The 11,733-nt window shown below is 39.2% G+C and carries 10 protein-coding genes; 8 read left to right on the top strand and 2 right to left on the bottom strand.

The window, feature by feature from the left end; translation table 11 throughout:
• Nucleotides 1-96: 96 nt before the first annotated feature.
• Genes zwf through ESZ26_RS12850 form a run of 5 tightly spaced genes read left to right on the top strand, consistent with a single transcriptional unit; the run spans nucleotide 97 to nucleotide 5,788 of the window.
• Complete coding sequence (gene zwf, locus ESZ26_RS12870) at nucleotides 97-1,566, top strand: glucose-6-phosphate dehydrogenase (protein ID WP_146799887.1); 1,470 nt, start codon at nucleotides 97-99, stop codon at nucleotides 1,564-1,566.
• A 38-nt stretch (nucleotides 1,567-1,604) separates the two neighbouring features.
• Complete coding sequence (gene pgl / locus ESZ26_RS12865; RefSeq protein WP_146799886.1) at nucleotides 1,605-2,300, top strand: 6-phosphogluconolactonase; 696 nt, start codon at nucleotides 1,605-1,607, stop codon at nucleotides 2,298-2,300.
• A gap of 15 nt (nucleotides 2,301-2,315) precedes the next feature.
• Complete coding sequence (gene edd / locus ESZ26_RS12860; protein ID WP_146799917.1) at nucleotides 2,316-4,154, top strand: phosphogluconate dehydratase; 1,839 nt, start codon at nucleotides 2,316-2,318, stop codon at nucleotides 4,152-4,154.
• The gene (locus tag ESZ26_RS12855) at nucleotides 4,151-5,137 is read left to right on the top strand and encodes a glucokinase (protein WP_146799885.1); all 987 of its coding nucleotides are present in this window, start codon (nucleotides 4,151-4,153) and stop codon (nucleotides 5,135-5,137) included. The genes edd and ESZ26_RS12855 overlap by 4 nt, the downstream gene beginning before the upstream one ends.
• A 9-nt stretch (nucleotides 5,138-5,146) precedes the next feature.
• Nucleotides 5,147-5,788, top strand: coding sequence for a bifunctional 4-hydroxy-2-oxoglutarate aldolase/2-dehydro-3-deoxy-phosphogluconate aldolase (locus tag ESZ26_RS12850; protein WP_146799916.1), 642 nt, complete (start codon nucleotides 5,147-5,149; stop codon nucleotides 5,786-5,788).
• Nucleotides 5,789-6,078: 290 nt separating this feature from the next.
• Here ESZ26_RS12850 and gap read toward each other — a convergent pair whose 3' ends face one another.
• Nucleotides 6,079-7,083: a type I glyceraldehyde-3-phosphate dehydrogenase gene (gene gap, locus ESZ26_RS12845; RefSeq protein WP_146799884.1), complete on the bottom strand. Its 1,005-nt coding sequence runs from the start codon at nucleotides 7,081-7,083 to the stop codon at nucleotides 6,079-6,081.
• Between the two features lie 200 nt (nucleotides 7,084-7,283).
• On the opposite strand from gap, the gene gndA reads away from it, so the two are divergent.
• Both gndA and msrB read left to right on the top strand, forming a co-directional pair.
• Nucleotides 7,284-8,822 (top strand): NADP-dependent phosphogluconate dehydrogenase, encoded by a 1,539-nt coding sequence (gndA, locus tag ESZ26_RS12840; RefSeq protein ID WP_146799883.1) that lies wholly within the window; start codon nucleotides 7,284-7,286, stop codon nucleotides 8,820-8,822.
• A gap of 14 nt (nucleotides 8,823-8,836) precedes the next feature.
• The gene (msrB, locus tag ESZ26_RS12835) at nucleotides 8,837-9,211 is read left to right on the top strand and encodes a peptide-methionine (R)-S-oxide reductase MsrB (protein ID WP_146799882.1); all 375 of its coding nucleotides are present in this window, start codon (nucleotides 8,837-8,839) and stop codon (nucleotides 9,209-9,211) included.
• A gap of 23 nt (nucleotides 9,212-9,234) precedes the next feature.
• Here the strand turns inward: msrB and ESZ26_RS12830 are convergent, their stop codons facing one another.
• Nucleotides 9,235-10,035, bottom strand: a complete 801-nt coding sequence (locus ESZ26_RS12830; RefSeq protein WP_146799881.1) for a DUF2989 domain-containing protein — start codon at nucleotides 10,033-10,035, stop codon at nucleotides 9,235-9,237.
• Between the two features lie 154 nt (nucleotides 10,036-10,189).
• Here ESZ26_RS12830 and ESZ26_RS12825 point away from each other — a divergent pair, with 154 nt between their 5' ends.
• A complete protein-coding gene (locus ESZ26_RS12825) occupies nucleotides 10,190-11,638 on the top strand; it encodes a glyceraldehyde-3-phosphate dehydrogenase (protein WP_146799880.1) in 1,449 nt (482 codons plus the stop codon).
• The last annotated feature ends 95 nt before the right edge of the window (nucleotides 11,639-11,733 follow it).

Below are 11,733 nucleotides of genomic sequence, written 5' to 3'. Positions count from 1 at the left end.
TGTAGTTTAGTTACAATATGTGCTGTGTTTATTGATGAGATAATTTTAGCTATTATTAGTGCTCAATAAATAAAGCCAAAAAAAGAGATATTGTTTATGAAAAGTTCTGATCTTCAGTCTGCCAGTGAAATTGTTATATTTGGTGCACTTGGTGACTTGTCTCGTCGCAAATTATTACCCGCTTTATATCAATTAGACCAAGCCGGCTTATTAAATGTAGAGAGCCGAATTTTAGGTGTCGCTAGACAAGACCATTCGGTGGAAGAATTTACGGCTTTTGTTGTTGAGAATCTTACTGAGTTTGTTAAAGAAGGTTTAAACGAAGCAGTACTTGCTCGTTTTGTGAACCGCATGGTTTATCAACAGTTAGATTTTAAAGACACTGTCTCTTATAGTAACTTAGCGGCAACGTTAAAAGGTGGCCATGATACACGTGTTTATTATTTTTCAACGCCTCCTGCTATTTATGGTGATATTACCGATGGCTTAAAATCAGCAAAACTTATTACTGACGCTGACCGTGTCGTGATGGAAAAGCCGATTGGTAACTGCCTTGAATCATCAAAAGTTATTAACGACCAAGTTTCTCGTTATTTCAATGAAAACCAAATTTACCGTATCGATCATTATTTGGGTAAAGAAACTGTACTGAACCTATTAGTACTACGCTTTGCTAATTCCCTTTTTACCAATAACTGGGACCGTAATAGTATTGATCATGTGCAGATAACGGTTGCTGAAAGTGTTGGTATTGAAGGTCGATGGGGCTTTTATGATGACGCAGGTCAAATGCGCGACATGATACAAAATCACTTATTACAAATTTTATCACTATTAGCGATGGAGCCTCCCGCTGATTTAAGTGCGGAAAGTATTCGTGCTGAAAAGTTAAAAGCTGTTAAAGCACTTGTGCCCATTAACCGCTTGAACGTAAAAGAAAAAACAGTTCGCGGTCAGTATTCAGATGGTTACTTAAATGGTCTACCAGTGCCGGGTTATTTAAATGAAGAAGATGCTAATCAAAAAAGTGATACCGAAACTTTTGTTGCGATAAAAGCGGAAATTGATAATTGGCGTTGGGCTGGCGTACCTTTTTACCTTCGCACGGGTAAAAGAATGCCCGCTAAGCACAGTGAGATTGTGGTGCAATTTAAGCCTCAAGCCCACAATATTTTTAAAGAAAGTCATGTCGATTTACCGGCAAATAAATTAACGATTCGCTTGCAGCCTGACGAAGGCGTTGAATTGCAAATGATGAACAAAATCCCAGGTATCGCATCACAAATGCATATTCAAGAAAACAAGCTTGATTTGAGTTTCTCTGAAACTTATGAAAATCAACGTGTTGTAGATGCATATGAACGATTGATGCTTGAAGTTATTAACGGTAATCAATCGTTATTTGTTAGTCGCGACGAAGTTGAAGCAGCTTGGACTTGGGCTGATAGTATTATTGAAGCCTGGCAGACAAGTAATGAAGCACCTAAAGCTTACCCTGCAGGAACTTGGGGACCCGTTGCTTCACTTTCAATGATCGCCCGTGATGATCGCCAGTGGGTTGAATAAATAATTTTTAGCGATAATGTGAATTTCAGGAAATAACTATGTATCAATTAAATGATTTCGCTCAGCGAACAGATTTAGATAATGCCTTAGCCAATAATGTCGCTGAACTTTTATCAAACGCTTTGAGCCAGAAAGGCAAAGCAAGCCTGGCTGTTTCTGGTGGCTCTACACCGAAAGGTTTTTTTACTGCTTTATCGACTAAAGATATTGATTGGCAAAACGTCACTGTTACGTTAGCGGATGAACGTTGGGTTGAGTTTGAATCTGAGGCGAGTAATACTCGTTTGGTACATGAAAACCTATTGAAGAATAAAGCAGCTGCAGCACGTTTTTTTCATCTTAAAAAAGCGGGTGAATGTAACCAAGCAACATTAGCGCAATTAAATACTGATGCTAAAAACAACTTGTTACCATTAGATGTGCTTATTCTTGGCATGGGAGAAGATGGACACACCGCTTCTTTATTTCCGTGTAGTGAGCAAATATCATCAGCACTTGCACTCGATAATACTGATGCCCTAATGAAAGTTGTTCCTCAAACAGCCCCTAACGATCGTATAACCTTTACTTACGCGCATTTAGCACAGAGTAAAAATATTATTTTGCATGTTTGTGGCGCCGGTAAAAAGGTCGTTTTAGAAAAAGCACTTTCAAGTAACAATCAAACAGAAATGCCAATAAGGGCATTTTTACAAAACCCAGATATCAATACACAAGTGTATTGGGCGGAGTAACATATGACTATTAAAATGAATGAAAAAATCGTCGCTATTACCAATGAAATTATTGAGCGTAGTAAAGGCAGTAGAGCTAAATATTTAGCTAAGATAGCAGCCGAAAGCTCGCAAACAGTACATCGTGCCGGTTTGTCGTGTGGTAACTTAGCGCATGGTTTTGCTGCTTGTGGTAAGGAAGATAAGGCCTCATTACGCGGTATACATCACTCAGACATTGCTATTGTTTCAGCTTATAATGATATGTTGTCGGCCCATCAGCCCTATGAAACTTACCCGGCAATTATTAAAGCGGCAGTGAGAGACGCGGGCGGTGTTGCACAATTTGCGGCCGGTGTACCTGCTATGTGTGACGGTGTGACTCAAGGTCAACCGGGCATGGACTTAAGCCTAATGAGCCGAGATGTTATTGCAATGTCTGCAGCGGTTGGCTTATCGCATAATATGTTTGATGGCGCATTAATGCTGGGCATCTGCGATAAGATTGTACCGGGCTTATTGATTGCTAGTATGACTTTTGGACATTTACCGACCGTCTTTATTCCTGCAGGCCCTATGCCTTCAGGTTTGCCAAACAAAGAAAAAGCACGGGTTCGCCAGCAATATGCTAAAGGTGAGGCCAACGAAGAAGAGCTACTTGAAGCTGAATCTGCATCGTATCACTCTGCGGGTACTTGTACTTTCTTTGGTACAGCCAACTCAAATCAACTGGTTGTTGAAGTCATGGGACTTCATTTACCTGGCGCTTCATTTATCGCGCCGAATACCCAGCTTCGTGAAGAATTAACAAAAGCAGCCGCACGCCAAGCAACACGTTTAACACAACAATCGGGCAACTATATGCCGATTGGTAGAATGGTTGATGAGCGCTCAATTGTTAATGCGATTGTCGCGTTACTTGCCACGGGTGGTTCAACGAACTTAACCATGCATATCATTGCCTTTGCAAAAGCGGCGGGCATTATCATTAACTTCCAAGACTTTAATGATTTATCTGAAACGGTGCCACTATTAACACGTATCTACCCGAACGGTGAAGCAGATATAAATCAATTTCAAGAAGCCGGTGGTATGGCATTACTCTTTAGAGAATTGATTGAAGGTGGTTTAGTATTTGAAGATGTTGAAACTATCTGTGGTCGCGGTTTGACACGCTACACTAAAAAACCTGTTCTAGAGAGCGGTGAACTTAAGTGGGTTGATTGTGTTGAAAAATCACTCGACGATAGCATTATTGCTACGGTTGCAACCCCATTCAAAGCGACTGGTGGTTTACGCGTTCTTAAGGGGAATCTAGGTGTTTCTGTTATTAAAACATCTTCATTGCGTGAAGGTAGCTTTGTTATAAAAGCACCTGCAGTGGTTTTTGAAGATCAACATGAATTACAAGCTGCATTTGATGCCGGTGAATTAGAAAAAGATTTTGTTGCTGTTGTTAGATTCCAGGGACCTAAAGCGCGCGGTATGCCTGAATTACATAAACTAACACCACCACTTGGCGTTTTACAAGATAAAGGCTTCAAAGTGGCTATGGTAACTGATGGCCGTATGTCTGGCGCTTCAGGTAAAGTACCTGCTGCCATTCATTTATGCCCAGAAGCTTTAGATGGCGGTTTGATCGCGAAAGTTAACACTGGCGATATGATCCTTGTTGACGGCGAAACCGGAGAATTAACTTTATTGGTTGATGAGGCAGAGCTTGCCCTACGTGATAATGCTATTTTTCAAGTCAATGGTCATCATCAAGGCATGGGACGAGAACTTTTTGGTTTTATGCGTCGTAATTTAAGTACCGCTGAAACCGGTGCCTGTTCATTATTTGATGAAACTTACCTTGATGGTAAAGCTTCGTGAGTGAGTCAATACTCAATTTAGTGGCTGACATTGGTGGGACTAATATCAGGTTTGGTCTCGTTAATGACGATGGCACAACGTCAGATATTAAAACCTATCAGTGTGACCAATATGATAGCTTAGCCGATGTTATCAGTGTTTACTTGGCGCTACATAATTATGCGGGTAAGGTGATCAATGCGTGTCTAGCGATTGCTTGTCCAGTTGAAACAGATCAAATCACCATGACTAACTTGCCATGGACATTTTCTCAATCGGCCTTAAAAAAAGCATTGAATATTAGTCAGTTATTTTTAATAAATGACTATACCGCAATAGCCCATGCAGTACCTTTGCTCACACAAGCACAGAAAGTGCAAATCGGTGAAGGGGTCGCAATTGCTAATAAACCCATTTCTATCTGTGGTCCTGGTACTGGGCTAGGTGTTGCTAATTTAGTACCGACCACCGACGGTTGGTGCTGTTTAGGTGGCGAAGGAGGGCATGTCGACTTTGCTCCCGTTGATGCTGATGAAATTAAAATATTAAGTTATTTACTTGAAACAAAACAGCATAGAATATCCTATGAGCAATTACTTTGTGGTCGAGGGTTAGAGCAAATTTACCAAGCCTTTTTATCAATTGATAACCAGCCTAAGAGTAATTTGTCAGCGGAACAAATATCAGTTAAAGCGATTGATGGCTCATGCCCCTTATGTGAAAAATCCTTGCTACAGTTTTGTAATACGTTAGGCAGCTTTGCCGGTAACTTAGCTTTAACATTAGGTTGTTTTGGTGGTGTATATATTGCTGGAGGTATTGTGCCTCGTTTTATAGATTTTATGAAAAGCAGTGGCTTTAGACAGCGTTTTGACGCTAAAGGCCGATTATCTAGTTTTATTAACAATATTCCGACGTATGTGATCACCGAAGCTCAACCCGGTTTGATAGGGGCGTCTGCCTATATTCGTCAACAATTATCTTCAATGAAAGGACAAATATAAATCATGACCATAACAAAAAGTTGGCAGTTATCGCCAAAAGAAATTTTCGCTATGGGGCCTATTGTGCCTGTTCTTGTTATCAAAGATGTTGAAGATGCCTTACCAATTGCTAAAGCCTTACTCGCTGCAGGCATAAAAGTTTTAGAAGTGACTTTGCGTACACCAGCGGCACTTGATGTGATTAAGATTATCGCCCAAGAGTTACCTGAAGCTTGTGTCGGCGCAGGTACAGTAACAAACCGTGAAATGCTGCAACGCTGTCAAGAAGCAGGCGCTAAGTTTGCAATTAGTCCAGGCTTAACAAAAGATTTATTAAAAGCGGGCAATGAAGGGAATATCGCCCTTATACCGGGAGTTTCATCAATTTCAGAAATGATGGACGGGATTGACTTTGGCTATGACCATTTGAAATTTTTCCCTGCAGAAGCTTCTGGTGGCGTTAAAGCGATTCAATCAATGGGTGGACCATTCCCTGATATACGTTTTTGTCCAACGGGTGGCATTAATTTAAGTAATGTTAATGACTACCTAGCCTTATCAAACGTTGCTTGTTGTGGCGGCTCTTGGTTAGTTACCGACGAAATAATAAAAAACAAAGATTGGTCTAAAATTACCGAATTAGCAAAGCAAGCACTTGCTCATGTAAAATAACTTGTAAAGCGAATACCAAAAAGGCTGAGGCGCTATTGATAGTGCTTCAGCCTTTTTTATTTATATGACTTCTTGCTCAGTCTGCACATCAATCCTCACATATATTTTTATAGGCAAGTAAAGGCAGTCTATAGCTAGATAACTTCTTTATAGGGATGTTTATTGGTGAGTGCGGCAAAACCTGTTGTTAGGCTTGTTCAAGTAAGAGGCTTTGACTAACATTTATCTACATAAAAAAGCCAAATAATGATATTTGGCTTTTTTGATATAACTTATTTTTCTAAAGAAGATTAATTTTTATAAGCGCTCACGTAAGCAACTAAATCAAGTACTTTGTTCGAGTAACCAATTTCATTATCATACCAAGATACAATTTTTACAAACTTATCGGTCAGTGCAATACCGGCACCTGCATCAAAAACTGAGGTACAGGTTTCTCCAATGAAGTCATTGGAGACGACTTGATCCTCGGTGTAGCCCAGAATACCTTCTAGCTCGCCATAAGCGGCTGACTTCATCGCATCACAAATTTCTTGATAGCTTGCGCTATTTTTAAGATTAACGGTCAGATCAACCACAGAGACATTGGGGGTTGGCACACGAAAGGCCATACCAGTAAGCTTGCCATTTAATTCAGGGATAACTTTACCCACTGCTTTTGCTGCACCTGTTGATGAAGGGATTATATTTTGTCCTGCACCTCGACCGCCACGCCAGTCTTTAGCTGAAGGACTATCAACAGTTTTTTGCGTTGCTGTAGTCGCATGAACAGTCGTCATTAAACCATGTTCAATTCCCCAATTATCATTAAGCACTTTAGCGATGGGTGCTAGACAATTAGTGGTACATGACGCGTTTGAGACAATATCTTGTCCTTTGTACTCATTAAGGTTTACACCACAGACAAACATCGGGGTGTCGTCTTTTGATGGTGCTGAGAGTACAACTTTTTTCGCGCCCGCGATCAAGTGTTTACGAGCTGTTTCATCGGTTAAAAATAAACCTGTTGATTCAACAACAACATCAACATCTATTTCATCCCATTTTAATTCTTCGGGGTTACGCACCGCGCTAACTCGAATAACTTTACCATTAACAATCAATTGACCATCTTTAACTTCTACCGTACCGTTAAAACGACCATGCGTTGAGTCATACTTAAGCATGTAAGCCATGTAGTCAATGTCGATTAAATCATTAATACCGACAATTTCAATGTCGCTTCTCTGCGCAGCAGCTCTAAATACAAAACGACCGATACGGCCAAAACCATTGATACCAACTTTAATAGTCATGTTAAAATTCCAAATAAAAATAATGTAGTAAAATTACATCATTTTCAGATTTATACAAGCGATACTTGTCATATTCGGCGTTTAAGTGATAGAAAGGTCGTTTTATTACGGGTTAAGCTGGCTTTAATTGCTAGTGGCTTAGTTTTGTTCATGTTAGTATGCACACCATTATATTTCTCAGTATTTATGGACTTTCTAATATGACACAAGACAATAGTTTGTGTGACATCGGCTTTATTGGCCTTGGTGTTATGGGTAAAAATTTGGTGCTAAACTTAGCCGACAATGGCTATAGTATTGCCGCTTTTGATTTAGATAATGAAAAGGTGCTCGGTGTCATTGCTCAAGATAAATTTGAAAATGGTGAAAATAAGCAACGTGTTCACGGTTGTTCTTCATATACAGAATTATTATCGCGATTAAAAACTCCCCATCTTATTGTGCTCTCTGTGCCTGCTGGTGCTCCTGTTGATCAAGTCTCTGAAAGTTTGATTGGTGCTGGTATTCAACCCGATGATATTATTATTGATACGGGTAATAGTCTGTGGGTTGATACCGTTGCTCGTGAGAAAAAATATAAGAGTAATTTTATTTTATTTTCTTCTGCTGTTTCAGGTGGTGAAGTCGGTGCTCGGTTTGGACCTGCTTTAATGCCCAGTGGCTCCCCTTATGCGTGGTCACGCATCAAACCTATATGGGAAGCGATATCAGCTAAGGTTGATGCCGAAACAGGTAAACCTTTAGAACGTACTAAACCTGGAGAAACCATTAAAAAAGGAGAACCTTGTGCTGCTTATATTGGCCCAGCTGGTGCGGGGCATTATGTGAAAATGGTTCATAACGGTATTGAATATGCTGATATGCAAATTATCTGTGAGGCGTATCATACTTTACGTGCCGGTTTAAATTTATCAACAGATGAAATTGCTGATATCTTTGAACAATGGAACCAAGGTCCGCTCGACAGTTATTTAATGGAAATATCTGTCGAGGTCCTTCGCCATAAAGTCACCGAAGATAACATCCCATTAGTAGATTTAATTCTTGATCAAGCAGGGCAGAAAGGTACCGGTTTGTGGACTGCGATGAGCAGTTTAGAATTAGGCACGCCAGCACCCACTATTGCCCAAGCGGTATACGCACGTTCTATCTCTTCATTTAAAGAATTAAGAGTACAAAGTTCAAGCCTACTAAACGGCCCTGAAGCTGTAACGTTAAATGCACAAGAGAAAGTCGCGTTTATTGCTCGTTTACATGATGCTATTTATTGTGCGAAAATTTGTGCTTATGCACAAGGCTTTCAGCTAATGAAACAAGCAGAGCAAGAGCATGGTTGGGAGTTAGACTTTGCCAGTATTGCTAAAATTTGGCGAGCAGGCTGTATTATTCGTGCAGCATTCTTACAATCTATTACCGAAGCTTTTAAACGTAATGCTAAGTTAGAAAATTTAATGCTAGATGCATTCTTTATTGAGCAATTAAATGCTCATCAATTAAATTGGCGTAAAACTGTTGCTGAAACCGCTTTAATGGGAATTTCAACCAGTGCAATAACTTCATCGTTGACCTATTATGATGCGATGCGTACCGCGGTTCTTCCTGCTAATTTATTACAGGCACAAAGAGATTTTTTTGGTGCTCATACTTTTGAACGGGTTGACCAAGCGCCAGGAAAGAAATTTCATGTTGAATGGTCCCACCCTGGGCGTGAAATGATCGAATTTGGTCATTCAAAATAAAAAGGTGAAAATATATGTCTAAAGACCCTTATCAAGATAAGTTAACCCCCGCGGCTTTTCAAGTATGTCGCTTGGCTGCTACTGAACAACCGTTCAGTGGTGAATATAACGATCATTGGCTAGTCGGTGTTTACCATTGTGCCTGTTGTGAAAAGGAACTCTTTTCTTCGACTGACAAATTTCAATCAGGTTGTGGTTGGCCGAGTTTTTCTGCCGCTATCAGCCCAAATGTCGCCTACATTGAAGATGACAGCCTTGGGATGATGCGTACAGAAATCACTTGCAGTACGTGTGACTCTCATCTGGGTCATGTATTTGATGATGGTCCACAACCGACCGGTAAACGTTATTGTGTTAATTCTTTAAGTTTACAGTTTAGCGCCACTTAAAGAGACAAGGTTTAATCTCTTGATTAAACCTTGGGTGACTCAAAAGTTCCTGCCTCAATTTTATCTAAGGTTATATTGGCAATTTTATCTAATAATTTTTTGTTTAATTTGTAACCAATAACATAATTATTTAAAGACTTTTCAGTCACTTCTTCATTTTCTGGCGAATGTAATCGTAAAATCCTTAACCAGAGATAAGCTTTTTTAACTTCTTGTTTTTCTATAAATATCGTTGCAATAGATTGAAAAATCTCTTGATTTATCTTTTGGTCTGGCTGATATAATTGCAAAGCTCGATAAAGTAACGTTAAGGTTTTTTTCGGATCTATTTTTGTATAATGAGTCGCTAAGTTATATTGCGACCTTGAATTATCAAGGGCTTTGCTGCCTTCTTGTGCTAAAAATCTAGCTAAAGACTCTTCATTTATATATCTTGACCAGTGATAATAAAGGAGGTGAGGGTGATTTGAGTTCATTGTCTCTTTTGATATTTCTTTAATGCGGCTCTGTGCTTGAATAGCGTTATCTACTCGCATTGTTTGTTTATGCTTTAATTTAATATGCTCAATTTTAGAGGCATGAACCATACATTGCGCATAATCTTCATAAGCAATGAGTTGATGATATTTATGTAGATCTGAAGCCGCCAGTTTATGCTCTAAATTAGAAAACCCCACCTTAATTCGTTCACGCTTACACCATGAGTCTTCTTTAAATTCATTACAAATTTCAGCATTACTGTCACAAAGATCAGCAAAGTTTGGCTTGCTATCACAAGCGGTTAATAAAAAAATTAGAGATAAGTAGGCTAATGTTGTCTTCATTTTTGTCCCATATTTGAGCGTGAAATCACGTGTAACTAGTGGCGAAAGTTTTCAGGTTCGATTACAATAGTGCCGCAATTAATTATTATTGTTATTAGTGCTAATATTAATAATAACTCATCGTTCAATTGACTGAAATAAAAAGGTTTACGCAATGACTTCTCATCTTGAGGAACAATACCAAGCTAGCTGGCAAGAACGCCAAACATTTGCTGAAAATATGCAACCTATTATAGGACAACTTTTCAGAAACAAAGGTCTCGAAGTATCTATTTATGGTCGTCCATTAGTTAATGCTTCTGCAATTGATATCATTAAAGCACATAAGTCTGTTGCTTTACATGAAGAGAGTAAATTACGTTTACGTGAAAGCTTTCCTTTTATTGATGCATTAAGACACATGGATTTAGCACCAGCACGTATTGATGTCGGTAAATTGGCCTACCGTTATTTATTTCTTGGTAAAGCGAATGGTCTGTCAATTGAGCAGTTTTTAGAAAAAGAATTAGTTTCGATAAATAAAAATACTGACCCACAAAAGTCTAAAGATGTTGTTCTTTATGGTTTTGGACGTATCGGTCGCTTATTAGCGCGTCTGTTAATTGAACGTGCAGGACCCTGCTCGACATTAAATCTTCGTGCTATTGTTATTCGCCCAAGTGGTAAAGGCGATTTAGCAAAACGTGCCAGTCTATTACGTCGTGATTCAGTGCATGGTGCCTTTAACGGTAGTATTACTATCGATGAAGAAAATAGTGTCATTAAAGCTAATGGCGCATTTATTCAGGTCATTTATGCAAAAAATCCTAGCGAAATCGACTATACCCAATATGGTATTAATGACGCTTTAGTTGTTGATAACACCGGTGTATGGAGTGATGAAGAAGGCCTAGGACAACATTTGCAATCAAAAGGTGTTGCTAAAGTATTGTTAACAGCACCGGCTAAAGGTGATATTAAAAATATCGTTTATGGCGTGAATCAAGATATGATTTTAGCGGATGACAAAATTGTTTCTGCAGCGAGTTGTACCACTAACGCTATTACTCCTGTGTTAAAAGCGATTAACGATGAGTTCGGTATTAAGAATGGTCACGTTGAAACGGTTCACTCGTATACTAACGATCAGAATTTAATTGATAACTACCACCCAGCTCCTCGCCGTGGTCGTAGTGCACCATTAAACATGGTTATTAGCACAACGGGTGCTGCTAAAGCGGTTGCTAAAGCATTACCTGAATTGAAAGGTTTGTTAACGGGTAACGCTATTCGTGTACCAACACCAAACGTTTCAATGGCTATCATGAATTTGAACTTGAAAAAGTCGACTGACAAAGAAGCATTAAACGATTACTTACGTAATATTTCATTGAATTCTACGTTACAAAATCAAGTAGATTATACGGCTTCAACTGAAATCGTTTCTACTGACTTGGTTGGCTCTCGTTACGCCGGTGTTGTTGATTCTCAAGCAACGATTGTTGATGGCGACCGCGCTGTATTATATGTATGGTATGACAATGAATTTGGTTACAGCTGTCAGGTAGTTAGAGTAATGCTAGAAATGTCGGGTATTCAGGTACCAACATTACCCGTAAATTAGTCTATCAGTTGATAAAATTGTTGGCGATAGTTGATGCCAACAATTTATAGCGAAAAAAAAGCCGCACTTTATTTATATAGTGCGGCTTTTTAGTT

It is taken from the genome of Colwellia hornerae (assembly GCF_007954355.1).
GTDB lineage: Bacteria > Pseudomonadota > Gammaproteobacteria > Enterobacterales > Alteromonadaceae > Colwellia_A > Colwellia_A hornerae.
Note: the sequence above shows the minus strand (reverse complement) of the source record. Positions and strands in the feature narration are given on the sequence as shown.